This window comes from Cupriavidus basilensis, assembly GCF_029335485.1.
GTDB lineage: Bacteria > Pseudomonadota > Gammaproteobacteria > Burkholderiales > Burkholderiaceae > Cupriavidus > Cupriavidus basilensis_E.
Map to the genome: position 1 here is coordinate 1 of NZ_JARJLM010000416.1, position 23,113 is coordinate 23,113.

Here is a 23,113-nt window from a genome sequence, read left to right on the forward strand (position 1 = left end):
GCACCAGTTCGGCGGGGCGGGCACGCCGTACGCCATGGTTCGCCATATAATCCATGTCGCCGTGGTAGCCCTGCGCCAGCCACGCCATCAATCCTGCCTCTGCCCGGCTGAGATCGACTTCGGCGATGCTGACCGCGTCGAAGCCTAGCTCCGCGCCCCAGGCCCGGATCGAGCGCGCCAGTGCCGCCAGCCCGGCGGCATCCGTGCCCGGACGTGCAAGGGGCGGGTCAAGGCGAGGCGCACCCTGCGGGGCGGCGCCGCAGGCAGGAGGGGGCGAGGCGGTTGGCGCCTGGGCTGCTCGGTCGATCATTCCCGAATTGTACGCAATGCCCCTGCTCGAAGAACGCACATTGAACCTGCCCGACGAAGCGGCCACCGCCAGGCTTGGCGCCGCCCTGGCCGGCGTCGTGCGCAACCTGCCGCCCCGGACGGTGCACCTGCAGCTCTCGGGCGACCTCGGTGCCGGCAAGACCACGCTGTCGCGCGCGATCCTGCGCGCGCTCGGCCACGCCGGCAAGGTGCGCAGCCCTACCTACACGCTGTGCGAGCCCTATTCGGTCACGCGCGCGGACGGTTCTCCGCTGACCGCCTATCACTTCGACCTGTACCGTTTCGCCGATCCGGAGGAGTGGGTCGATGCCGGTTTCCGCGATTGTTTTGCCGAGCCCGCTTTCAATCTGGTCGAATGGCCGGAGAAAGCCGGGCACCTGCTTGGGGAACCGGACCTTCACCTGTTGCTCCAATCGGACACAAGCGACGCCGACGATGCTGCTGAACGCCGAATCGTTAGGCTTCGTGCCTATACTCAGACTGGACTTACCCTGCTTTGCGCATGCTGATCAAGCGACTCGCCACCGACCGACCCGACCAAATCCAGCTGGCCCGCCGCAAATGGCTGGGGCAGTGCCTCAAGGCCGGCGCCGGCACCGTGGTGCTCACGCTGGCGGGACCGCAAATCGCCTTTGGCGCCGGCATCGTCGCGGTACGGGTCTGGCCCGCCGAGGAATACACCCGCGTCACCATCGAATCCGATGAGCCGCTGGCCGCCGTCCACCAGATGGTCCACGGCCCCGACCGGCTGGTGGTGGACATCGATGGCCTCGACCTCTCGCCCACCTTGCGCGAGCTGGTGGCCAAGATCACCTCGAACGACCCCTATATCCAGACCGTGCGCGTGGGCCAGAACCGCCCGCGCGTGGTGCGGCTGGTGTTCGACCTGAAGGAAGACGTCTCGCCGCAGGTGTTCACGCTGGCGCCGATCGGCAGCTACCGCAACCGCCTGGTATTCGACCTTTACCCGGTCAACCCGCCCGACCCGCTGTGGAAGCTGGTGCGCGATACCGAGGACAAGCAGCGCCGCTTTGCCGCTGCCCCGGCGCCGGCCGGTGCCGACGGCGTGTCCGGCGCGCCCGCCACGGGCGAGGAAGACGCCATCGGCGCGCTGGTGCGCAAGTTCGAAGACAAGGGCCCCAATCCAGTGCCGGCCTTGCCGCCGATGGCCGCCACCCGGCCCAGGCCGCCGGCGCCTTCGGCCACGCCGCCCCTGGCGCAGAACAATCCGCCGCCGGCCCTGCCGGCCAACAATCCGCCGTCGGACCGTCCCTTCAAGATGCGCCGCCTGCTGACCGTGGCGATCGATCCCGGCCATGGCGGCGAGGATCCCGGCGCCACCGGCGCGGCCGGCTCGCGCGAGAAAGACGTGGTGCTGCAGATCGCGCAGCGGCTGCGCGCCAAGATCGATGCCCAGCCCAATATGCGGGCCATGATGACGCGCGACGCGGATTTCTTCGTGCCGCTCAATGTGCGCGTGCAGAAGGCACGCCGCGTGCAGGCGGACCTGTTCGTGTCGATCCACGCCGATGCCTTCCTGTCGCCGGAAGCCAAGGGCGCTTCGGTCTTCGCGCTGTCCGAGCGCGGCGCATCGAGCAGCGCGGCGCGCTGGATGGCCAACAAGGAAAACGCTTCCGACCTGATCGGCGGCGCCAATATGGGCAACAAGGATGCGCAGGTGGCGCGCGTACTGCTGGACCTCTCCACCACCGCGCAGATCAACGACAGCCTGCAGGTGGGCAAGGCGGTGCTGGCGGAGATCGGCGGCGTCAACCGGCTGCACAAGGGCAGCGTGGAACAGGCCGGCTTCGCCGTGCTGAAGGCGCCGGATATTCCGTCCATCCTGGTCGAGACCGCGTTCATCAGCAATCCGGAAGAGGAGCGCAAGCTCAACGACGAATCCCACCAGGACCAGCTGGCCAACGCCATCCTGCGCGGCATCAGGAACTACTTCGCGCGCAATCCGCCGCTGTCGAAGAATCCGTCGGTGTAGGCGGCGCGGGGAAAACAGAACGGCCGGCATTTTGCCGGCCGTTTTCATGCTGCGCTAGCGCGGCATCACGCTTGTGCGCGTGCCGTGGCGCCGCCGGGCAGCGCGTCGCGGCTGGCGTAGCGCGAGGCGATCACCGAGCACACGATCAGCTGCAACTGGTGGTAGACCATCAGCGGCAGCACCAGCAGGCCCAGCGCCGGATGGCCGGCGAACAGGATCTTGGCCATCGGGATGCCATTGGCCAGGCTCTTCTTGGAGCCGCAGAACACCGCGGTGATCTCGTCTTCCACCGAGAAGCCCATGCGGCGCGCGGCGAAGGTGGTGGTGGCCAGGATCACCAGCAGCAGCACGGCCGCCAGTACCATCACGGCGCCGATGGTCTCCCAGCTGTACTTGTGCCACAGCCCGGCCGCGGTCGCATCGCAGAAAGAGGAATAAACGATCAGCACGATCACGCCGCGGTCGATCTTGTTGGTGATCTGCTTCTTCCCGGCCAGCCAGCTGCCGATCAGCGGGCGGGCCAGCTGGCCCAGCGCGAACGGCAGCAGCAGTTGCAGCGCAACGCCGGTCAGGGCCTTGCCCAGCGGCATCGAAGCGCCGCTGGCGCTGATGACCAGGCCGATCAGCAGCGGCGTCACCGCCATGCCGATCAGGCCGGAGATGGTGGCGTTGAAGATGGCGCCGGGCACATTGCCCCGCGCCATCGAGGTCATCGCCACCGATGAGGACACCGTCGAGGGCAGGGCGCACAGGTAGAACACGCCCAGCAGGAGTTCGGCCGGCAGGACCTTGCGCAGGCCGAACATCAGCGCCAGCCCGACCACCGGGAAGACGATATAGGTGAAGCTCTGGACGAAGGTATGCAGGCGCCAGTGGCGCGCGCCGGCCACCAGCTTGTCGCGCGACAGCGCGGCGCCGTGCAGGAAGAAGACCAGCGCTACGCCCAGGTTGGTGACCATGCCCAGGTGCAGCGGCCCGTCGCCGGCGCCGATTTCGGGCGCCAGCAGCGCGATGCCGATGGCGGTGAGCATGATCAATACGAACCCGTCGATCAGGTCGTAGATTTTCTTGAACGGTGAGAGGATGGCGGACATGAGGGCGAGCCTGGATGCGGATTTTGCCTAGTATTGGACTGCACCGAAGCCTAGAATGCAAATTCATTTATCGCATCCATTCATTTCCTAAACGCATGAATTACACCCTGCGCCAGTTGCGTGTTTTCCTGGCCGTGGTCGGGCATGGCAGCTTCAGCCGCGCGGCGGATGCCGTTGGCCTGACGCAGCCCGCGGTCAGCCGGGGCGTGGCAGAGCTTGAAGAAGCACTTGGCGTACGTCTGCTCGACCGCACCACGCGGGAAGTGGTGGTGACCGAAGCGGGCCAGGCGCTGGCGCCGGCGATCGAGCGCCTGCTCGGCCAGCTGGACGACACGCTGGAGGAAACGCGGCAGCTCGGCGAACGCTATCGCGGGCGCGTGGTGATCGCCAGCGCCCCCACGATTTCCGCGCGCCTGATGCCGCTCTATGTTGCCGCCTGCGCGCGTCAGTATCCGGACATCCGGCTCACCGTGCGCGACAACGTGCAGGCGGACGGGCTGGAGCAGATCCGCGCCGGGGCGGTGGATTTCGGCGTGCTGATCGACCCGCTGGCGCACGAGGGCCTGACCATCGTGCCGCTGGCCACCGATCCTTTTTGTTTTGTGTGCCGGCGGGATCACCCTTTGGCCGGCGCCGGCCCGGTGCCCTGGTCCGCGCTGGATGGGATGCCGCTAGTGTTGCTGGATCTTGCCTCCGGCAGCCGGCCGCTGATCGATCGCATCTTCGCTAGTCACGGCGTGTCGCCCAGCGTGGTGCAGTCGCTGGGGCATTCGGCCAGTGTGTTCGGCATGGTCGAGGCCGGCATCGGCGCCTCGGTGCTGCCTTCGTTTTCGCTGCCGCTCCCGGCGGCGTCGCCGCTGGTCTGGCGGCCGTTGATACCGCGCGAAGAGCGCCGCATCGTCATGGTGTGCCGGGAAGACCGCTCCTTGTCGCCTTCGGCTGCGGCAGTCTGGCAGATGGTGCGGGGCTTGCCGCTGCCGGCCGAGCCGGCCATGCCATAAGCCGCCGCCGGGCTCAGGTGCGCGTTGCCGTCAGCATCAGTGCTTCCAGCGCAAAGCTGCCGTCGTCCTTGACCAGGTAGTGGTCGCGTACTTCGGCCGGCGCCACCTGCCACAGGTGCTGGATGGCGGCCACCGCCACTGCCGGTGTTCGCATGCGCTGGACCCAGCTGGCAAATTCGATTTCGATGCGCCAGACCGGCGAGACGCTCGCGCTGAAACCCGCCGTCTCCAGCATGGCTTGCCATTCCGGTCCGGTGTAATCACGGATATGGGAAGGGTCGCGCAGCAGTTCCACCGATTGCAGCCAGGTGTCGAGCAGCGGGTCCTGCGCGCCCGCGATATCGATCAGCACGATCTTGCCGCCCGGCTTGAGCACACGGTGCGTCTCCCCCAGCGCCGCCGGCACGTTACGCCAGTGGTGGGCGCTCATGCGCGAGATCACGGCATCGAAGCTGGCATCGTCGAAGGGCAGCGATTCCGCCGCACCCTGGCGGGTGCGGATATTGACCAGACCCTTGGCGCGCGCCGCCGTCTCCACCACCGACAGCATTTCCGCCGACAGATCGTAAGCCGTCACTTCGGCCGCAACGCCCGCCGCGGCAAAGCTGGCATGGCCGGCGCCGCAACCGAGGTCGAGCACCCGTGCCACGGGCAGGGCGGCCAATTCCTGCGCAAGCTGCTGCAGGTCGGCGCCCTGGGCATGGACGGCGCTGGTGAGGTAGGCGCTGGCAGTGGCGCCGAACTGGGCGGCAACGAGTTCTTGCTGTTGCATGAGGCTCTCCTGGCGGCGAGAGGCCGCTGGTGAATTCTAGTGAATGAAATAGTAGGGTTCGCGGGACCACCTGCGGGGCCCGGGGACTTGCCCGCGGGACGGGTTCGACGTACTGTAGCAGGCTGTTTTCCCGGTACAAGTCAGGGATTTATCCTGGTATAAAACGCACTAGTTTCGACACCCGCCTGCCCTCATGCGCGACCACGCCCTTCCATCCGAACCACCCGCTTCGCCGCTTGCGTCGCCCGGCACCGCTAACCCGCGCGAGCTGGCGCGCGAAGCCGTGCTCGGCCGTTTCCTGCGCGCGCACCGCGAGCGCCTGGCGCCGGCCGAAGTCGGACTGGCGCCGGGGCGCCGGCGCCGCACGCCGGGTTTGCGGCGCGAGGAACTGGCGCAACTGGCTGGTCTCAGCGCTACCTGGGTCACGTGGCTGGAGCAGGGCAGGCCGGTGGCGCTGTCGGCGCGCGCGCTGGCCAGCCTCGCTGGCGCCCTGCGGCTGTCGCGCGCCGAACGGGCCTACCTCTTCGAGCTGGCGGGCCGGCGCGACCCCATGCAGGCGCAGGACGGACACGTACCTGCCACGGTCATGGCCAGCGTGGAGGCCATCAAAGGCCCGGCCTACCTGCTGGACCGGCAGTGGAACGCGCTGGCATGGAATGCGGCTGCCGCCGGGCTGTTCGTGGGCTGGCTGGATCCCGCCAGCGGCGAGCGCAACCTGCTGCGCAGCATGTTCCTGTCGCAGCCGTTGCAGGCGCTGGTGGAAGACTGGCCGCACCGGGCGGCACGCCTGGTGGCGGAATTCCGCGCCCACAGTATCCGCCATGCCGAAGACCCGCCGACGCGGGCGCTGGTGGAGGGCCTGCTTGCCGAGAGCCCGGCGTTTCGCGCCGACTGGCTCTCGCAGGATGTGGAGGAGCGGCAGGGTGGCCGCCGCGGCTTTCGCCATCCGCTGCACGGGCTGCTGCATTTCGAGCAGCTCACGCTGGTACCGGCTGCCGCGCCGGGACTGACGCTGGTGATGCTGATGCCGGCCTGAGGACTGGCCGGCGGGAGCGCGTCAGGGGGGCCTACTTCGGCTGCATGCGGATGGCGCCGTCGAGGCGGATCACCTCGCCGTTGAGCATGGTGTTGCCGATGATGGCGGCGACCATCTTCGCGTACTCGGCGGGCCGGCCAAGGCGCGACGGGAACGGCACCATCTTGCCAAGTGCGTCCTGCACCTCTTGCGGCATGCCCAGCAGCATCGGAGTTTCGAAAATGCCCGGCGCGATCGTCATGCAGCGCACGCCGTCGCGCGCCAGGTCGCGGGCGATGGCCAGGGTCATGGCAACCACGCCGCCCTTGGACGCCGCGTAGGCCGCCTGCCCGATCTGGCCGTCGAAGGCCGCCACCGAGGCCGTATTGATGATCACGCCGCGCTCGCCCTCGGCATCGGGTGCGTTCTGCACCATGGCCGCGGCGGCGAGCCGGATCATGTTGAAGGTGCCGATCAGGTTGACACGGATGGTCTTGTCGAAGGCGTCGAGCGGGTGCGGGCCATTCTTGCCGACGGTCTTGCTGGCGGTGGCGATGCCCGCGCAGTTCACCAGTCCGGCCAGGCGGCCCAGCGCGGTGGCGGCGGCCACGACTGCCTGGCCGTCCGCCTCGGCGCTGACGTCGCAGCGGACGAAGCGCCCGCCCAGTTCCTCGGCCAGCGCATGGCCAGCGGTCTCGTTGAGATCGGCGATCACCACCTTGCCGCCGGCTGCGGCCAGCATGCGGGCACTGCCCTCGCCGAGCCCGGATGCGCCACCGGTGACGATGAATACGTTGTCGCGGATTTCCATGTTGTCTTCCTCGCTTGCGTTTGTGGTTCTTGCGTTGTTGCCGCCGCAGCTACCGCTATTGCCGCCATTGCTGCCGCCGCTGTCGTGAACGGGATGTTGGCATAACGTTTACGTAAACGTCAATCCGCGCGGCTGCAAAATTCTCCGGTGCCGGAAAACAAAAAGCGACCCGCAGGTCGCTTTTTTGTGTGCTGCAAGCCCTGCGGCTCGCGCGGCTTACTTCAGTGCGTCGAAGACGCGCGCGGTGATATCGTCCACGCTGCCAACGCCCGCGATCTTGCGGTACTGCGGCGGCGCAACCTTGGCCGAGGCGTCGCCTTCCGCGGCCCAACCGGAGTAGTAGTCCACCAGCGGACGGGTCTGCTGGGAATACACATCCAGGCGTTTCTTGACGGTTTCTTCCTTGTCGTCGTCGCGCTGGATCAGCGTTTCGCCGGTTTCGTCGTCCAGGCCTTCGGTCTTCGGCGGGTTGTACTTGACGTGATAGGTACGGCCCGATGCCACATGCACGCGGCGGCCGCTCATGCGTTCGATGATGGCGTCGAACGGCACGTCGATCTCCAGTACGTAGTCGATCGCCACGCCGGCTTCCTTCATGGCCTCGGCCTGCGGAATGGTGCGCGGGAAGCCGTCGAACAGGTAGCCATTCTTGCAGTCGGCGTCTTTGAGGCGGTCCTTGACCAGGCCGATGATGATGTCGTCCGACACCAGCCCGCCCGCGTCCATCACCTTCTTGGCGGCCACGCCGAGCGGCGTGCCTGCCTTGACCGCTGCGCGCAGCATGTCGCCGGTGGAGATTTGCGGGATGCCGAACTTCTCGCAGATGAACTTGGCTTGCGTGCCTTTGCCGGCGCCAGGTGCGCCCAACAGGATCAAACGCATTACGGGTCCTCAGAGTTTTGAATCTGGTATGGAGGGAGAATGGAAGGAGGGTAACGCCGAAACTTGACGCGAGGCTTACCGCGCCGTAGTGACGGCGCGCCCCGGATCGGAGTCTGGTCTGTTGACGGTCGGCACGCTTAAGCCACTGCCGCTGGCGGCGGGCGGGTACCGAACGGGCTCACTTTTCATCTCCCCACCGAGCCTTGGCCGGGCGCCCGGGCGTCCGACGGCTCTGTATCGTCGAGCATTATGCCATGATGCAGCGCGATTTCGGCTTGCCGCTGCGCTGACATCTGTCATGACTTATGTCCCTGCCTGTGCCGGAAGCGCTACCCGGCACAGCCGTGCCGGGGTGATGTCAGGGCCCTTCCTGCGCCATGGCCTGCGCCCACAACGCGCGTACCCGATCCAGGTCCGCTTGCGTATCGACGCCCGGCGCGGGAGCGGCGGCCGTCTCCAGCACGCCGATCCGCTCGCCATGCCACATCGCGCGCAATTGCTCCAGCGCCTCGGTCTGCTCCAGCGGGGCAGCCGCCAGCGTCGGGAAACGGCGCAGGAAGGCGGCGCGGTAGGCGTACAAGCCGATGTGGCGCAACACCGGCATGGGCGGCAATGCGACCTGGGCGGTGGCGGCCGCGGCGGCGGGCACGCCGGCCCAGGCGTCGCGCGCCCAGGGGATCGGCGCGCGGGAGAAATACAGTGCGCGCCCGGCGGCGTCGCACACCACCTTCACCACATTGGGGTTGAACACCTCGGCGATATCGCCGATCGGATGGGCGGCGGTGGCAATGGCGCAGTCGGCATGGCGCGCCAGGTGCAGCGCTACCTCGTCGATCAGGCCTGGCTCGATCAACGGCTCGTCGCCCTGCACATTGACGACGATGGCATCGTCGGGCAAGGCCAGCAGCGTGGCCACCTCGGCCAGGCGGTCGGTGCCGGAGGGATGGTCGGCGCGCGTGAGCACGGCCTCGATGCCATGTGCCGCGCAGGCCGACGCCACTTCCGGCGCATCGGTGGCGACCACCGTGCGCTGCGCGGACGAGGCGTGGGCCCGCTCGGCAACGCGCACGATCATGGGTTTGCCGCCGATATCGGCCAGCGGCTTGTTGGGCAGCCGGGTCGAGGCCAGGCGCGCGGGGATGACGACGGTAAAGGCGGGCAGCGACATGATGCGTACCGCTTATTCCGGCGTGATCAGCCGGCCCGCCACGGTCTGGCGCGCTTCATCGGCGAGCATGATGGGAATGCCGTCGCGGATCGGATAGGCCAGCTTGTCGGTATGGCAGATCAGTTCCTGGGCGGCGCGGTCGTGTTCCAGCTTGCCCTTGCACAGCGGGCAGACCAGGATTTCAAGCAGCCGGTTGTCCATCTTGCGTTTCCTTGATGTGGCCGGCGGCGGCCGCGGCGCCCGCCGCGCCGGGCGCGGATCGGGCATGCGCGGCGACCGCGCGGCGAATTTTTTCGATCAGGCCCGCGTCGATCACGGGCGTGGTGGGGACGACCCAGATCCGCGGGTCCAGCGGGTCACTGAGGCGCTCGCATTTTACGGCATCCTTCTCGGTGATCAGGATGGCGTCGGCGGCGCGCGCCACGGGATCGCCGGCGAAGGGGTCTTCGGCGAAGTCGTAATGGTCCGGTAGCGGCATGGTGTCGGGCGCGAGTCCCACCGCGCGCAGGCTGGCGAAGAAGCGCTCGGGGTTGCCGATGCCGGCGGCGGCCAGCACGCGCTGCCCGGCGAAGGCGGATACGGGCTTTGCCATGGTCGGGTCGGCCAGTTGCCAGGCCTCGTCCAGTACCAGGCGCATGCCATACACATCGGGCTGGCCCGGGTTGGCGCGGAAGTCCGGGTCATTGATCAGCGTCGCGTCGCGCCGGCGCGAGAGCGGTTCGCGCAGCGGACCCGCCGGCAGCAGGAAGCCATTGCCTCCCATGCGCGAATCGAACATCACGATCTCGAAGTCGCGTTGCAGCCGGTAGTGCTGCAAGCCATCGTCGAGCAGCAGCACATTGACGCCCGGGTGCGATACCAGCATGGTCTGGGCGCACAGCGCGCGGTCGGGAAAGACCCAGACCGGCACGTCGGCCGCGCGTGCGATCAGCAGCGGTTCGTCGCCGACATCGCTGGCCTTGGAGGTGGGCTTGACCCGGCGCGGATGCTTGAGCTTGACGCCATAGCCACGCGAGACCACGCCCGGGCGCAGGCCGGCCTCGGCCAGGGCATGGGCCAGCGCGATCACCGCCGGGGTCTTGCCGGTGCCACCCACGGTCACATTGCCGACCACCACCACCGGCATGGGCAAGCGTGTCGAGCGGTACCAGCCACGCTGGTACGCCAGGCGCCGCCAGCCGCTGACCAGGCCGAATACCCACGACAGGGGCAGCAGCAGCCAGGCGAACCAGCCGCGGCGCTGCCACTGGGCGGTCACGAAGTCGGCGAGGGCATGACGGGGAGCGGGCATGGGCGAGGTTGGCTGGGCTGGGCGGTAAGGTTGCGTTGGGAATGGCTGGGGGCGAGCCGGAGATAGCGTGACGGCCGCGCGGCGGGGCACCGACGGCCTGCCATCCGTTCATTATGGGCATCTTGCGGCGCCCGCTGCAAGTCGCGGCGAGCCGTGCAAGGATAGCGCGTGGATGGGTCGCGCCCCGCTCAGCGAGCCTGCGCGCTTTGCGTGGCGAAGGTCAGGCGCGGCAGCCCGGCCAGGCGGGCGGCTTCCATCACATTGATCACGGACTGGTGCGTGGCCTGTGCATCGGCGTTCACGATCAGCACCGGCGGTTGGCTGCCGGCGTGGCCGGCCACCTCGCGCAGCCGCACGGCCAGGCTGGTCACGTCCTGCTGCTCCATGACCTGCTTGTTGACCGAGTAAACCCCCTTGGCGGACACCGACACCACGATCTCGCCCGGGCGTTGCTGCGCCTTCTCGGCGTCGGCGGTCGGCAACTGGATCTGCAGCTCGGTATAGCGCGAATACGTGGTCGTGATCATCAGGAAGATCAGGATCACGAGCAGGACGTCGATCAACGGGATGAGGTTGATCTCCGGTTCTTCACGCCGCTGGCGGGATCGGAATTGCATGGCGGGTCAGGCGCGGCGCTGCGGCAGGATGGCGTCCAGGAAGGCAGTGGCGCGGAATTCCAGCTCCGCCACGTAATCGTCCACGCGGCGGCGGAAGTAACGCCAGAAGATCAGTGCCGGAATCGCGATGATCAGGCCGAAGGCAGTGTTATAGAGCGCCACGGAAATGCCGTGGGCCAGCTGTTCCGGGTTAGCGCCTGCGCCGCCCTGGCTGCCGAAGATCTCGATCATGCCGATCACGGTGCCCAGGAGCCCCATCAGCGGCGCCACCGAGGCGATCGTGCCGAGGGCGTTCAGGTAGCGTTCGAGCTCGTGCGCCACGGCGCGGCCGGCTTCTTCCACCACTTCCTTGGCGGCATCGCGCGAGGTCTGCGGCTGCAGCGCCACATGGCGCAGGCTGGCGGCCAGCACGCGGCCCAGCGGGGAATTCTGCTCCAGCGTATTGACCACCTCCGGCGTGGCACGGCGCTGCTGCGCCACCGACAGGGCTTCGTCATAGAGCTTGGGCGGCAGCACCTTGCTGCGCTTTAGGCTCGTGAAGCGTTCGACGATCAGCGCCAGGGCGATGACCGAGGCCAGCAACAAGGGCCAGATCGGCCAGCCGGCCGCTTGAATGATGGAAAACACGTGAAACCCCGATTCGACGGCTTGTCTGCATGCCAGCAGCGGCGGCCGTGCGCGCGCTGGCCATGTTTGAAAAAATCAGGCGCCACTCTAACCCGCAGCACCGGGCGCGGCAAGACGCAAGCCCCAGGTGTGTCCGCCGCGCATCGGTACCCGGCCACGCCTTTTTGCCCCGATCTGGCGGGATGTCCACATGGAACAGGGACAGTGCTGTGGATGAAGTGTGGACAGACGCCTGGCAAAGGGATCAAGTCATTGATTTTGAATGGTAATTTTCATTGCGCTTAAAAAATGGGCAGTCCGGGAGTGATGCGGACAGCTTCCGCTCGGGCGCAAACCGGTAGATTCCGGCCCCCGTGATGTCCACATTAAAACAGGACAGTGCTGTGGAGTGGTTGTGGACAGGCCTCTGGAATGCGTGCTAAGTCGTTGATTTGTAATGGTGATATTGGCTCTGCTCAAATAATGTGCAGAATGGGCCAGATGGGCCTTGCAAGCGCTTTCCGGGCCGCGTGGGCGATGAATTCCAGCAATGTCTCCCGCTTTCCACATTCCGCCGGGACAGTCTTGTGGACGGGTTGTGGACAACTGGCTGAGAAGAGAGCTAAGTCATTGATTGGACAACGATGGATTCCCCCTGCTTAAAAAGCGGGCAGGGAACGCATTTCGCCCGTTTGCCCGCGGTTTGCGGCCGCCGCCCGGCCGGGTTGAACCCGGAGGTGACCGGGGAGGCGTTCACCTCTCTTTTCTCAGCCTTTTGCACTGTCGCTCGGTGGCGCGGCGAAGTCATCCACAGGTTGGGCGTTCCGCCCCAGGTTGTCCAGAGTTCCTGTGGATAACTTTGTGAACAAGCCGGGGGCGCGTCCGGTAAGTCGTTGACGCATAAGGGGTTTGCTTACATTGCCTAAAAAATAAGACAGCGGAAAGGGCATAAGAATCAAAGGCTTGTATTCATTCATGCGGCATTGCGGGTTGACCGGCCCGTCGGGGCCAAGAGGCTTGACAGACGGGTTATGCTGTGGACATGTCCATTTCACGCCGCTTGCGCGGCCGTGCTCCATGTCAGAACCGCTGAATTTTTCGCGTGAATCCCAGTCTGTGGCGCCATCCGGAACGCGCGAGGCGATCCCGGTGGGCGAACTCAATCACGCCATTTCCCAGGTGCTGGAACGCAGCTTCCCGCTGACCTGGGTCCGTGGCGAGATCTCCAATTTCACCCGTGCCGCCAGCGGTCACTGGTATTTCTCCCTGAAGGATGCGCGCGCCCAGATCCGCTGCGTGATGTTCCGCGGCCGCAACCAGCATGTCGACTTCGCGCCGCGCGAGGGCGAGGCGGTCGAGGTCCGGGCGCTGGTGTCGATGTACGAAGCGCGCGGCGAACTGCAACTGGGCGTGGAGGCCATGCGCCGCGCTGGCCTGGGGAACCTGTACGAGGCCTTCCTGCGCCTGAAGGAGAAGCTGGCCCAGGCCGGCCTGTTCGCGCCCGAGCGCAAGCGTCCGGTGCCCGCCCATGCGCGCGCCATCGGCGTGGTCACTTCCCTGCAGGCCGCGGCTTTGCGTGATGTGCTCAGCACCTTGCGCCGGCGTGCGCCGCACGTGCCGGTGGTGGTTTACCCGGTACCCGTCCAAGGCGCAGGCGCCGCGGCCAGGATCGCCGCGATGATCGATACCGCCAGCGAGCGCAACGAGTGCGATGTGCTGATCCTGTGCCGCGGCGGTGGCAGCATCGAGGACCTGTGGTCGTTCAACGAGGAGAGCGTGGCGCAGGCGATCGCGCGCTGCGCCGTACCCGTGGTATCCGGGGTCGGCCATGAGACCGACTTCACCATCGCCGATTTCGTCGCCGACGTGCGTGCGCCCACGCCTACCGGCGCGGCCGAACTGGTCAGCCCGGACCGGGCGCATATGCTGCTGCAGGCGGGCCGCGCGCGCGACGCGCTGGCCCAGTGCATGCAGCGCCAGCTCGACCGGTACGCGCAGAACGTCGACTGGCTGGCCCGCCGGCTGCGCAGCCCGCAGGCGCAGTTGCAGGAGCGCCGCCTGCAGGTCGACAACCAGATGCGGCACCTGCGTTCCGCGCTGCGCGATACCGTGGCCGCCCAGCGTCACCGGCAGCAGGTGCTGGCAATGCGCTGGGCGGCCGGACGCCCCGACCTGGCGCTGGCCCAGGCCGAGCTGCGCCGCACTGCGCTGCGCCTGCGCGACGCCACGCAGCGCCAGCACGAGCGTGCCAGCCAGCGCTGGCAGCGTGCCGCCGGATCCCTCGAACTGCTGGCGCCGCAGCGCACCCTGGAGCGGGGCTACGCCGTGCTGCTGGACCAGCGCGGACGCGCCCTGCGCTCGCCGGCCGAACTGCGCGTGGGGTCGGTGATCGAGGTCCACCTGGCCGAGGGCGTGGCCGACGCCGGCATTGCCAGCGTGCAGCCGCGGCTGGCGGAGCTGTAAGCGCTGCTGGCGCCGGCGGGTTGCCCGCAGCGCTCGCATATCGATCAAACTAATATGATCGAGGGGGCTTTATTTCCCGCGTTTGCACGGGTCTGGCAAGTCCCCTACAATCGACAATTCCTGATCTTCAACCCCACAGACAGAGACAGAACAATGGAACATACTCTCCCCCCGCTGCCCTACGCTCACGATGCGCTCGCTCCGCACATCTCCAAGGAGACCCTGGAGTTCCATCATGACAAGCATCACCAGACCTACGTCACCAACCTGAACAACCTGATCAAGGGCACCGAGTTCGAAAACTCGACGCTCGAAGAGATCGTCAAGAAGTCCTCCGGCGGCATCTTCAACAACGCCGCGCAGGTGTGGAACCACACTTTCTACTGGGATTCGCTGAAGCCCAACGGCGGTGGCCAGCCGACCGGCGCACTGGCTGATGCCATCAACGCCAAGTGGGGCTCCTTCGACAAGTTCAAGGAAGAGTTCACCAAGACCGCTGTCGGCACCTTCGGTTCGGGCTGGGCCTGGCTGGTGAAGAAGGCCGATGGTTCGCTGGACCTGGTCTCGACCTCCAACGCCGCCACCCCGCTGACCACCGACGCCAAGCCGCTGCTGACCTGCGACGTGTGGGAACATGCCTACTACATCGACTACCGCAATGCCCGTCCGAAGTATGTCGAGGCATTCTGGAATGTGGTGAACTGGGACTTCGCCGGCAAGAACTTCGCAGCCTGAATTCGCGCTGCCGGGGAGAATCAGGGCTCGAACAAACATTAAAGTTTGAAACGGCCGGTCTTTCCAGATAGAAAAGCTTTAAAACAAAAAGGGCCTTGAGGCCCTTTTTGTTTTTTGTGCTGGATCGCTTGGGTTTGCGTAGCTGCACCAAGGCTTTCCGTCCCGGATGGGCGTCGCCCGGTGCTGACGACTTCGGTGAAGCCGGATGAGGGCTGGATGCCTCTCCCGCTTGTCCATCCTGTCAACTGCCCATTGCTTCCTTAGAGATGCCCGCCATCGGTGAACGCATCGCGCCGGTCCGTGACCCGTGCACCATCCGTGAAGACGTCAAACTTCGATGACTTGGCGCCATCGGTAAAGACGTCGAACTTCGATGATTTCGCGCCGTCGGTGTAGACATCGAACTTCGTTGCTTTCCCTCCATCGGTATAGACATCGCGCGGCGCCAGCGTGTTGGCGCCATCCGAGTAAACATCCCGCGTGCCGTTGCCGGCATAAGCCACTGCTGCGCCGAGTGCGGCCCCTGTCATCGCGAGCAGTGCAATTTTCTTCAGCATTTTCCACCTCCTTTATTCAGGTGGTTATTGGTTCCCCCGGGCCAGTAAAAGACTGGATTGAGTATAGGTTTGCAGGGCTGGCTTGTGCGCCGCAAAAACAATACTTTCGTTATTAGGCTTATGACTTTCGGATATTTTCCATGGGGCTCGGGCGGCCGTCCCGGCAGCTCGAGTCCATCGGCGTCGGCCAGGCCACGGTGATCGGCCACTCGACGGGCGGCATGCTGGCGATGCGCTATGCGCTGATGTACCCGCAGCAGACGGCGCAGCTCGCGCTGGTACTGGCTAGCAGCGCCGACAAGATTCGCAGCTACGAGCGGGCAACCTATTATGTCGGCACCTGGCGCCCCGAGTACGAGCGCTGGGTGCAGATGCTGGCCGGGCTGAACCGGGGCCCGGGCAAGCCGCAGGTCGCATGGAACTCGGCGCTGATCTACGACATGATCTTTACGCAGCCCGTGGTGTATGAGCTGGGCGCGCTGAAGACGCCGACCTTGCTGCTGATCGGCGACAAGGACACCACGGCGATCGCCAAGGATGCCGCGCCGCCCGAGGTGCGTGCCAGGGTCGGCAACTATGCCGTGCTGGGGAAGCTGACCGCGAAGACGCTGCCTGACGCGAAGCTGGTCGAGTTTCCCGAGCTTGGGCATGCTCCCCAGATCCAGGATCCGCAGGCTTTTCACAAGGCATTGCTGGACGGCCTGGCAGCATTGCCGGCGGGCCGCTGACAGCCGCCGGCGGCGTTGGAGGACAGCCGGGGCCAGGGCTTGCCGGCGCCGGCCATGCTCCGGGCACGCTTCGCCATTCCCCGGCAGGCAAGGCGCTGGTGCTACCATTCGCGCTGCTTGCCGTGCCAGGCATGAGGCCTGGCCGCATAAACCGACTTTTTTGCAGGGGAATCTTGATGGATCCGACCGTAGTGATCAGCACCTTCGAGCGCATTGCCACCGACGAGACCGTCGAACTGTCGGTGGACGACGCCGTGGCCGGCCTGGCCGCGCTGCTTGCCAGCGAGACGTTTTCCGACGCGGCGCGTGCGCTGCTGGAGAAGGTGGGCGCCACGCTCTACCGCGTGGGGCTGGATGGCAACTACGAGGACTGAGCGCCGCGCGGGCGGCGTCTCGCCTCAATGCACTCACTCAATAAACGGGTGCCTCGCCCTCGGGGCGATGCTTGAAGCGGCGATGCACCCAGTAGTATTGCTCTGGCATCGCACGGACCTGCGTTTCCAGGAACGCGTTCATGCGCAGCGCGTCGGCCTTCTCGTCGCCGGAGGGATAGCCCGCCAGCGCGTCGAAAATCTTCAGCTTGTAGCCGCGGTAGCCTGGCAGGACCGAGGTGGTGAACGGCACCACGCGCGCACCGCTGAGCGCGGCCAGGCGCGACACCGAGGTCAGCGTGCAGGCCTGCACGTTGAAGAACGGGACGAACACGGAATCGCGCAAGCCAAAGTCCATGTCGGCGGCAAGCATCAGCGGCGTGCCAGCCTTGAGCGCGCGCAGCGCCTGCCGCACGCTGCCGTTGCGGGCGATCATCTCGGTGCCGAACCTGCCGCGTTGTTGCCTGGCGAGTTGTTCGAGCAAGGGGTTCGACATCTTTGAGTAAAGCGAAGCCACCGGATGCCTGATCGAATAGAACATGCAGCCGGCTTCGATCGCCACGAAGTGGAATCCCAGGAAAATGGTGGGGCCGGCATCGGCCTTGCCGAGTTCGATGGCGCTATCCAGTTCCACCAGCCGGTTCAGCTTGCCGGCGTCGCCGAACCATTGCACGCCGCGCTCCAGATAGCTACGTATGACATGGCTGAAGTGCGCTTCGCCCAACGCATGCCTGTGCGCTTCGCTCTTCTCGGGAAAGCACAGCCGCAGATTGGTCTGCACGATGCGGCGGCGCTTGCTGGGGATGCGATAGAGCAGGGCGCCCATGCCCATGCCGACGCGTGCGCACAGGCTGTACGGCAGGGCAGCGAGCAAGCGCAGCAGGCTGGTGGTGAAGAGTAGACCGATGCGCTGCATCATCCGGTTCCTGAAAGAGTTGCTGCCTGGGCGCTTCGCATCACCGTCACCATGTGCGCCGGCGAAAGTGCGTGCGGCGCGGTCTCATGGACGAGGTGCGGCAGCCGATGGCGATGGTGGCGTGGATCGCGGGACAATCCCGTGCGCGCGCTGGCTGGCGCGCGCGCATCGGCTGGCTTGCTGGGAGTGGCGCTACTGCGCCGCGTTCATGCGGGAGTGGGAACGGCGGCAGGAACCGACATCATTGCGGATCCGCGGCCAGCGCAGTTTGCGGGGCGGGTTGCCAGCCCTGCGTATCGGTGTTTTTCTCGTCCCGGTAAATCCAGCCAGTGCCGCAGTCCTGGCAGACGAAGGTGCTGACGGTCATGGCGGGCTGGCGCGGCACCTTGATCCGCTGCGTATCGGTGATCCTGAGCAAGGTATGGCCTGGCGCACCACTCCGGTTGGTTTCGATGGCGAGGCAGGCTGGGCAAGGCGACATGCGGAATCCGGCGGCGGGAGGTGGGTGACTGTAGCACGTTCATGTTGCAGCAAACCGCAGTATCGCCGGTATCGCACGCATGGCGGCGCCGAGCCATGCGTGCGCCGCGGCGATTGCGGCGGACAAGGCGCCCGGCGCGCCGGAGCCTGTCGGCAAAGGGAGCCGCCCGCCATGTATCACGCACTTTTTTTGCCCGCGCGTTGACATGCCATCTCCTGACCTGTATAACCATCAATGCAGGATCTTTCAAGCGGTTACTCAGATGTTATGGGTCGTCCCCTCCAAGCGGCGACTTAATTGGCTCCATGTTCCTTCCTTGATCGTCATGCCTGGTGAGCATCAGGCTCATCCAGAACTTTTAAGGTTTAAAGGATATCCAACATGGAAACCGGTACCGTCAAGTGGTTCAACGACTCCAAGGGCTTCGGCTTCATCACCCCTGACGCAGGCGGCAACGACCTGTTCGCGCATTTCTCGGAAATTCAAGGCGGCGGTTTCAAGTCGCTGCAAGAAGGCCAGAAAGTGCGTTACGTCGCAGGCGTTGGCCAAAAGGGCCCCGCAGCGACCAAGATCGAGCCGATCTGATCGAGCCGATTCGAATCGCGTAAAAAAGCCCCGCCTAGCGGGGCTTTTTTTATTCCGACCGGGAGTTATTGCCGCGCGTGTGCGCCAATCCATCATGCCTGTGGTCGAATCCATTCTACTTGCCGCCGTGCGGGTTTCCTCGTTCGAGGGCCGGCAGCCGCTTACCAATGCTAGCGGGTTCTTTTTTGAGCGCGAGGGCCGGCTGTTCGTGGTGACCAGCCGCCATGTCGTGTTCGATGAGCCCAGCAAGCATCACCCCGACCGCATCGAGATCGAGCTTCACAGCCAGCCGGACAATATGGCCGACTCGATCGGCTTTTCGATCCCCTTGTACCAGAATGGCCTTGCGGTATGGCGCGAAGGGGAGGACGGCGGGGGAGCGGTCGATGTCGCCGCGGTGGAGATCAAGCGTGAGGCGTTGCCGCCAAAGCTGGTCTACCGGGCATTCACGCCGGCGCATCTGGCGCAGCCTTCCGATCAGGTCGAAGTGGGCGATTCGCTGCTGATCGTGGGTTTTCCGCTGGGCTTCCATGATGCCCTGCATCACCTGCCGGTAGCGCGCCAGGCCGTGGTCGCGTCCGCCTACGGATTGCGTTTCCAGGGCCAGGGATTTTTCCTGACCGATGCCAGGACCCATCGCGGCACCAGCGGCGCGCCGGTCGTCATGCGCATGCGCGAGCGCAGGGGCGATAAGCTGGACTTGCCATGGCTGCTGCTCGGCATCCATTCCGCGCGCTTCGACGTGGGTTCGCGCGATCTGGCTGAAGACGAGGTGCTGGGGCTGAACTCGGCCTGGTATGCGGACATGCTGCTTACCTTGACCGGGCCAGCGCCCGCACCGGCTCCCTCCGTCCCCAGGGCCACTGCGTCCGTGGCTGCCCCGGCTGCCCCGGCCGAGGCAGCGCCGTCCACGCCGCCCTTGCGGACAAAATAAAGGCGCTGGCGCCGCGCCTATAGGAGTAGAGTGGGCAACGTGGAACTGTGGAGCGCATCATGGACGCCAACCCGATTGCCAGCTACAAGGGGTTCGACTTATATCCCCTCGTGTACAAACATGCGGTCGTACGTAACTGGCCCGAGCGCAGGCCGGACCGGACCTTCGATGCCGCGGTGGTGATCTGCCGCGAAGGCGGGGAGCCGGAAGGCGAGCAGGCTCGCACCTTCCGCCTGGATGCCACGCCGTGGGACAACATTGGCGCCGCACGCCGCGGCGTGGTGCGCTATGCCGAGGACATCATCAACGGCGCGATCCCCGGGCAGTCCGTCGTATCGCTCTGATGCTGTTCCAGAGATGGGCTGCGGTCAGGTGCATCGCATGGGCGTGGCGGGTTCTCCTGCCGTGTCCCGGGCTGCGCCCCGCGGGGCAAGGCGACCGCCCGCGGCCGTCTTGCCGCGGATCGCAGCGACCCTCAAGCGGTCTTGCCCGCCAGGATCATGATAGATCTCGTCGCCTTCGTTAAGCCGGTCCTCGACGAAATCACCGGGCAGGATGTCAGGATCTGGCTGGCCGGGCAGCGCGTGGTGAATGCCAACTGGCAGATCCCGGATTCCAGAAGCCGCGCCTGGTCCGATAGGGCACTTGAAATCGAGATGGCGCACGAAGTCGCTGAGCAGTTGAATCATGCGGACCAGCGCGCCTTATATCAACTACAACGCAGCCTCGACCGGTTTCTGCGCGAACGCCTTGGCGTCCATTGCAAGCAGGACAAGCCAGGAAAGGCGATCGTGATCGTCGTCGATCGCCTGACGGCTACCTAGCTTGCGCGAACCGGCTCCGGGCAGCGGCGGCATTCAGCCGCATGGAGCACTGCATGAACACCACGCCTACCGCCAGCTACAAGGGATTCGACCTCTACCCCCTGGTCTACAGGATCCAGCCCGCGCAGTCCTGGCCCCGCGTCAAGCCGGACCGCAGCTTCAATGCCTCGGTCGTCATCTGCCGCGAGGGCCATCGCCCCGGCAGCGAGCGGACACGCGTGTTCCGCCTGGAAAGCACGCCTTGGGAGAATATCGGCACGGCCCGCAGGGGAGCCGTGAAATTCGGTGAGGACATCATCAATGGGCTTGTTCCCGGGGAGTCGGTGACGACGCTGTAAGACGCGTGTCATCACCGTTCCGGTACGCTGTGTCGTGCTGCCGGAGCTTGCCGCATCGCGTGCGGTCCGGCGATGCATGCCCGCCGCGCCGGCCCACCAGTCGAATCCTGTCGAGCACATAACTCATGAACAAGGTCGCCGCACCGTCGAATTTCCTCTGCACCCTGCCGGGGCAGGGCAAGGGCATTGCCTACCACGTGGCTGTCAGCTTTCTCGATTCCAGCCATCCGAGCGGCGTCCGCTTCACCAGTTTTGTCGGCGATGGGCGGCGTTCCTTTGGCGTGCAGGCAGGGGCGGTGGTATTGACAGGCGAGTTTGCCGACAGCTGCGAGGCGCTGTGCCGCCTGGCGATCGGGCAGGCGATCCGGGACCATCTGTATGACAAGGCCGGCGAAGGGGATTTCGTGCTGGACCTGGGGGCGGTGCCGTGGGAGGGTGAGTTGCGGCCAGTCGGCTCCCGCGTCGGCGCCAGCATGCCGCGCATGCGTTTTCCGGGCTGAGCCGTGGCGATCCGGCACCGTGCGCGGGCGCTGGATGCGCCCGGGCAGTGCGGTCGTGATCCCGCTTGGGGCTAGACCTCGAACGCCGGATTGCCGTAGCGAGCCAGCAGGGTTTCGATCAACAGCATGTCTTCTGTTTGCGGGGTCCGGTCCTCGGTCGCGCGCGACGGACCGCAGTACGTGGCGGCCACATGCCGTCGTACCGTCAGCACCTCGTCGGCAGGCCGCTCCACGATGACCTCGGGCCCCGGTTCGTGGCGGTAGCTGCCACCTACCCAGCCGCTCGGCGTCAGGTGCATCTCTTCCCATTCTTCGCTGATCGACATGTTTCTTCCTTTCGTATGAGGGGTGGGGAGGCAGCCGCGCGTCAATGCTGCATTGGGCTGACGGCGCGGCAGTGGGTCCGGACGTCCGCGATCAGTATTTATGGCGGTAGTTGATGCGGCCCTTGGTGAGGTCATAGGGCGACATTTCCAGCGTAACGCGATCGCCGGCCAGGATGCGGATACGATTTTTCTTCAGGCGGCCGGACGAGTACGCCCATACCTGGAAACCATTTTCCAGGATGACGCGAAAGCGGTTGTCCGGCAGGACTTCCGATACCTGTCCACCAAATTCCACCAGTTCTTCTTTAGCCAAGGATGATCCTTTTGCAGCATGATCTGCTGCACAGTAGGTTGAGGCGCATGCGGGGTGCGATTGTGTGGCTGGCCTTATTGCAGGCGCATGCCGGCAGCGGCACTCTCGGCCGCGCGCCGGGCGGCCTGTTTGGCCTGTGCTTCGGTGCCATGCGTGGCATGGCGCAGCGAAACATTGGCGACGATGTACTCGGAGCCATTCTTGTATTCGGCGATCAGGTAGGTCGCAAACCACACGCCTGGCTCTTGTTGTATCGGGTACACCGACACTGTGTACGGATTGCTGCGGTTGCTGCGGTTGCTGCGATTATTGCGATTGATGCTTTGTTTCAAAAGTAATGCCCTTGTGCGGGCGGACGATCCGAGGCAACGTTAAGCGCATCTCATGCGGCGCCGCGTGCTCTCTTGGGGCGATCGGTCGCCGTGATTGCGTTGCCCAGCGGTATCCAGGCCTGCGCTGTTGCGCGGGGAAGGCAGCTGGTGATGAGTGGACCGTGCTTGCGCAGGCTGATGCGCCAGGTACATGCGCACAGGTTGCGGAGCGGACATGCCGCCGGTCGGGAGGGTGATGGGCGTTTGTCGCCCTGAACGAATCGGGTGTACGCCCGACGGGCCGCCAGTAATGTTCTGATGATGTTTGGCGGCCGGCACGCTTGCGCCGACGCGAGGGTCGGCAAACGGCCAAGACCGGCAATGATACCATTTTCCGTCAATCGACGCTGGCGGCCAGGATTTGGGCGTACGATAGGTCAGGTTTCGCCCGCAACGCAGCTGCCGTACTGCTGCGGCGAGGCGCTGCCGGGCAGGCCGCAGCAGTGCGAGGTGACCGATGGCGGAGAGTTATTTCTACAAGGGCCACTACGTCAATATCGAGTTGACGCAGCGCACCTTTGGTCATTGGAACTGGGTCTACACGCTGGACAAGCACGGCTCTTTCGAGAACCAGGGCAGCCCATTCGGCTCGCGCGCGCTGGCCATGGCGGATGCCCTGGAGAACGCCAGGGCACGCATCGAACGCCTCTCCGATTAGACGATCGGATGTCTCCGATGTGCCTGTCCTATCTGCTCTCGGCGGGAATGTTGTAACGCTCGCGCAGCGACAGGGTGAAGGGCAGGATTTTTTCCACGCAGGCTGCGCTGTCGCCGCCCTCCATGGTGGAGAGCTTCCAGTTGCAGCCGTCGGCGTCCGGTGCGTGCCAGCATATGTCGCCGAAGCAGGCGCCCTTGCATTCCGTCCATTTTTCCTGCTCCGCGCGAATCATCGCGCGCAGTTCCGCCTTGTTCTTGATCTGTCTTTCCATCTTTGTCTCCTGCATGTTTTCGTGAGGAAGTCTTGCCGGACGTGCCTGCATCGGGCCGGCACCGGGTGGCCGGGAAGTGGGCCGTGATTCCGGGCGAACAGACAGGCGCAACCGTGCGCGATGAAACGGAGTTGAAGCGCGCTGGCACCGTACTGCGGAAAC

31 protein-coding genes and 2 pseudogenes are annotated in these 23,113 nt (G+C 65.7%); 15 read left to right on the forward strand and 18 right to left on the reverse strand.

Annotated elements, in window-relative coordinates:
• Positions 1-310, reverse strand: a pseudogene (locus tag P3W85_RS24550) (tRNA epoxyqueuosine(34) reductase QueG); the annotation flags it as partial.
• Between the two features lie 16 nt (positions 311-326).
• Between P3W85_RS24550 and tsaE the strand changes: the two are divergent.
• Together tsaE and P3W85_RS24560 are read left to right on the forward strand one after the other, a co-directional pair.
• The gene (tsaE, locus tag P3W85_RS24555; protein ID WP_276266687.1) at positions 327-839 is read left to right on the forward strand and encodes a tRNA (adenosine(37)-N6)-threonylcarbamoyltransferase complex ATPase subunit type 1 TsaE; all 513 of its coding nucleotides are present in this window, start codon (positions 327-329) and stop codon (positions 837-839) included.
• Positions 833-2,323, forward strand: a complete 1,491-nt coding sequence (locus P3W85_RS24560) for an N-acetylmuramoyl-L-alanine amidase (protein ID WP_276266688.1) — start codon at positions 833-835, stop codon at positions 2,321-2,323. Before tsaE ends, P3W85_RS24560 begins: the two co-directional genes overlap by 7 nt.
• A gap of 65 nt (positions 2,324-2,388) precedes the next feature.
• On the opposite strand, the gene P3W85_RS24565 is transcribed toward P3W85_RS24560, so the two are convergent.
• Positions 2,389-3,417, reverse strand: coding sequence for a bile acid:sodium symporter family protein (locus tag P3W85_RS24565; protein WP_276266689.1), 1,029 nt, complete (start codon positions 3,415-3,417; stop codon positions 2,389-2,391).
• Positions 3,418-3,512: 95 nt separating this feature from the next.
• Here P3W85_RS24565 and P3W85_RS24570 point away from each other — a divergent pair, with 95 nt between their 5' ends.
• Positions 3,513-4,418, forward strand: a complete 906-nt coding sequence (locus tag P3W85_RS24570; RefSeq protein WP_276266690.1) for a LysR family transcriptional regulator — start codon at positions 3,513-3,515, stop codon at positions 4,416-4,418.
• 13 nt (positions 4,419-4,431) lie between these two features.
• Here P3W85_RS24570 and P3W85_RS24575 read toward each other — a convergent pair whose 3' ends face one another.
• A complete protein-coding gene (locus P3W85_RS24575; RefSeq protein WP_276266691.1) occupies positions 4,432-5,190 on the reverse strand; it encodes a class I SAM-dependent methyltransferase in 759 nt (252 codons plus the stop codon).
• A gap of 193 nt (positions 5,191-5,383) precedes the next feature.
• Here P3W85_RS24575 and P3W85_RS24580 point away from each other — a divergent pair, with 193 nt between their 5' ends.
• Positions 5,384-6,226, forward strand: coding sequence for a helix-turn-helix transcriptional regulator (locus tag P3W85_RS24580; protein ID WP_276266692.1), 843 nt, complete (start codon positions 5,384-5,386; stop codon positions 6,224-6,226).
• A 31-nt stretch (positions 6,227-6,257) separates the two neighbouring features.
• On the opposite strand, the gene P3W85_RS24585 is transcribed toward P3W85_RS24580, so the two are convergent.
• The 8 genes from P3W85_RS24585 to P3W85_RS24620 form a co-directional block, all read right to left on the reverse strand.
• Positions 6,258-7,016: a 3-hydroxyacyl-CoA dehydrogenase gene (locus P3W85_RS24585; RefSeq protein ID WP_276266693.1), complete on the reverse strand. Its 759-nt coding sequence runs from the start codon at positions 7,014-7,016 to the stop codon at positions 6,258-6,260.
• Positions 7,017-7,232: 216 nt separating this feature from the next.
• A complete protein-coding gene (adk, locus tag P3W85_RS24590) occupies positions 7,233-7,898 on the reverse strand; it encodes an adenylate kinase (RefSeq protein ID WP_017231383.1) in 666 nt (221 codons plus the stop codon).
• A 358-nt stretch (positions 7,899-8,256) separates the two neighbouring features.
• Entirely contained in the window at positions 8,257-9,066 is an 810-nt protein-coding gene (kdsB, locus tag P3W85_RS24595; RefSeq protein ID WP_276266694.1) for a 3-deoxy-manno-octulosonate cytidylyltransferase, read from the reverse strand.
• Between the two features lie 12 nt (positions 9,067-9,078).
• The gene (locus P3W85_RS24600) at positions 9,079-9,267 is read right to left on the reverse strand and encodes a Trm112 family protein (protein ID WP_276266695.1); all 189 of its coding nucleotides are present in this window, start codon (positions 9,265-9,267) and stop codon (positions 9,079-9,081) included.
• Complete coding sequence (lpxK, locus tag P3W85_RS24605) at positions 9,248-10,357, reverse strand: tetraacyldisaccharide 4'-kinase (protein WP_276266696.1); 1,110 nt, start codon at positions 10,355-10,357, stop codon at positions 9,248-9,250. Before lpxK ends, P3W85_RS24600 begins: the two co-directional genes overlap by 20 nt.
• Before the next feature lie 188 nt (positions 10,358-10,545).
• A complete protein-coding gene (locus P3W85_RS24610) occupies positions 10,546-10,974 on the reverse strand; it encodes an ExbD/TolR family protein (protein WP_017224054.1) in 429 nt (142 codons plus the stop codon).
• Between the two features lie 6 nt (positions 10,975-10,980).
• Positions 10,981-11,601, reverse strand: coding sequence for a MotA/TolQ/ExbB proton channel family protein (locus P3W85_RS24615; protein ID WP_017224055.1), 621 nt, complete (start codon positions 11,599-11,601; stop codon positions 10,981-10,983).
• A gap of 746 nt (positions 11,602-12,347) precedes the next feature.
• Positions 12,348-12,743 (reverse strand): hypothetical protein, encoded by a 396-nt coding sequence (locus tag P3W85_RS24620; RefSeq protein WP_276266727.1) that lies wholly within the window; start codon positions 12,741-12,743, stop codon positions 12,348-12,350.
• On the opposite strand from P3W85_RS24620, the gene xseA reads away from it, so the two are divergent.
• Both xseA and sodB read left to right on the forward strand, forming a co-directional pair.
• Positions 12,658-14,043 (forward strand): exodeoxyribonuclease VII large subunit, encoded by a 1,386-nt coding sequence (gene xseA, locus P3W85_RS24625; RefSeq protein ID WP_276266697.1) that lies wholly within the window; start codon positions 12,658-12,660, stop codon positions 14,041-14,043. The genes P3W85_RS24620 and xseA overlap by 86 nt on opposite strands.
• A 153-nt stretch (positions 14,044-14,196) precedes the next feature.
• Positions 14,197-14,778, forward strand: a complete 582-nt coding sequence (gene sodB / locus P3W85_RS24630; RefSeq protein ID WP_017227741.1) for a superoxide dismutase [Fe] — start codon at positions 14,197-14,199, stop codon at positions 14,776-14,778.
• Between the two features lie 260 nt (positions 14,779-15,038).
• On the opposite strand, the gene P3W85_RS24635 is transcribed toward sodB, so the two are convergent.
• The gene (locus P3W85_RS24635) at positions 15,039-15,335 is read right to left on the reverse strand and encodes a hypothetical protein (protein ID WP_017227742.1); all 297 of its coding nucleotides are present in this window, start codon (positions 15,333-15,335) and stop codon (positions 15,039-15,041) included.
• 167 nt (positions 15,336-15,502) lie between these two features.
• Here P3W85_RS24635 and P3W85_RS24640 point away from each other — a divergent pair.
• Positions 15,503-16,063, forward strand: a pseudogene (locus P3W85_RS24640) (alpha/beta fold hydrolase); the annotation flags it as partial.
• Positions 16,064-16,239: 176 nt separating this feature from the next.
• Positions 16,240-16,437 (forward strand): hypothetical protein, encoded by a 198-nt coding sequence (locus P3W85_RS24645; protein WP_017227744.1) that lies wholly within the window; start codon positions 16,240-16,242, stop codon positions 16,435-16,437.
• A 37-nt stretch (positions 16,438-16,474) separates the two neighbouring features.
• On the opposite strand, the gene P3W85_RS24650 is transcribed toward P3W85_RS24645, so the two are convergent.
• Together P3W85_RS24650 and P3W85_RS24655 are read right to left on the reverse strand one after the other, a co-directional pair.
• Positions 16,475-17,353 carry a lipid A biosynthesis lauroyl acyltransferase gene (locus tag P3W85_RS24650; protein ID WP_276266698.1) on the reverse strand — a complete coding sequence of 293 codons (879 nt, stop codon included), beginning with the start codon at positions 17,351-17,353 and terminating at the stop codon, positions 16,475-16,477.
• A 238-nt stretch (positions 17,354-17,591) separates the two neighbouring features.
• Positions 17,592-17,831 (reverse strand): hypothetical protein, encoded by a 240-nt coding sequence (locus P3W85_RS24655; RefSeq protein WP_017227746.1) that lies wholly within the window; start codon positions 17,829-17,831, stop codon positions 17,592-17,594.
• 381 nt (positions 17,832-18,212) lie between these two features.
• On the opposite strand from P3W85_RS24655, the gene P3W85_RS24660 reads away from it, so the two are divergent.
• The 6 genes from P3W85_RS24660 to P3W85_RS24685 all read left to right on the forward strand — a co-directional run bounded on the left by P3W85_RS24660 (position 18,213) and on the right by P3W85_RS24685 (position 21,012).
• A complete protein-coding gene (locus P3W85_RS24660; RefSeq protein ID WP_006157950.1) occupies positions 18,213-18,416 on the forward strand; it encodes a cold-shock protein in 204 nt (67 codons plus the stop codon).
• Positions 18,417-18,516: 100 nt separating this feature from the next.
• Entirely contained in the window at positions 18,517-19,350 is an 834-nt protein-coding gene (locus P3W85_RS24665) for a S1 family peptidase (RefSeq protein ID WP_430869609.1), read from the forward strand.
• Between the two features lie 59 nt (positions 19,351-19,409).
• Positions 19,410-19,694 (forward strand): hypothetical protein, encoded by a 285-nt coding sequence (locus P3W85_RS24670; protein ID WP_017227748.1) that lies wholly within the window; start codon positions 19,410-19,412, stop codon positions 19,692-19,694.
• Positions 19,695-19,850: 156 nt separating this feature from the next.
• Positions 19,851-20,174: a hypothetical protein gene (locus tag P3W85_RS24675; protein ID WP_035812841.1), complete on the forward strand. Its 324-nt coding sequence runs from the start codon at positions 19,851-19,853 to the stop codon at positions 20,172-20,174.
• Positions 20,175-20,227: 53 nt separating this feature from the next.
• Positions 20,228-20,512: a hypothetical protein gene (locus P3W85_RS24680; protein ID WP_017227750.1), complete on the forward strand. Its 285-nt coding sequence runs from the start codon at positions 20,228-20,230 to the stop codon at positions 20,510-20,512.
• 125 nt (positions 20,513-20,637) lie between these two features.
• Positions 20,638-21,012, forward strand: coding sequence for a hypothetical protein (locus P3W85_RS24685; RefSeq protein WP_017227751.1), 375 nt, complete (start codon positions 20,638-20,640; stop codon positions 21,010-21,012).
• 71 nt (positions 21,013-21,083) lie between these two features.
• Here the strand turns inward: P3W85_RS24685 and P3W85_RS24690 are convergent, their stop codons facing one another.
• The 3 genes from P3W85_RS24690 to P3W85_RS45355 form a co-directional block, all read right to left on the reverse strand.
• Entirely contained in the window at positions 21,084-21,338 is a 255-nt protein-coding gene (locus P3W85_RS24690) for a hypothetical protein (RefSeq protein ID WP_017227752.1), read from the reverse strand.
• A gap of 91 nt (positions 21,339-21,429) precedes the next feature.
• Complete coding sequence (infA, locus tag P3W85_RS24695) at positions 21,430-21,651, reverse strand: translation initiation factor IF-1 (protein ID WP_006157957.1); 222 nt, start codon at positions 21,649-21,651, stop codon at positions 21,430-21,432.
• Positions 21,652-21,725: 74 nt separating this feature from the next.
• Positions 21,726-21,887: an isochorismatase gene (locus P3W85_RS45355; protein ID WP_346430287.1), complete on the reverse strand. Its 162-nt coding sequence runs from the start codon at positions 21,885-21,887 to the stop codon at positions 21,726-21,728.
• A 592-nt stretch (positions 21,888-22,479) separates the two neighbouring features.
• Here P3W85_RS45355 and P3W85_RS24705 point away from each other — a divergent pair.
• A complete protein-coding gene (locus tag P3W85_RS24705; RefSeq protein WP_276266701.1) occupies positions 22,480-22,680 on the forward strand; it encodes a hypothetical protein in 201 nt (66 codons plus the stop codon).
• A 28-nt stretch (positions 22,681-22,708) separates the two neighbouring features.
• Here P3W85_RS24705 and P3W85_RS24710 read toward each other — a convergent pair whose 3' ends face one another.
• Positions 22,709-22,951, reverse strand: a complete 243-nt coding sequence (locus P3W85_RS24710; protein WP_276266702.1) for a hypothetical protein — start codon at positions 22,949-22,951, stop codon at positions 22,709-22,711.
• Between the last annotated feature and the right edge of the window lie 162 nt (positions 22,952-23,113).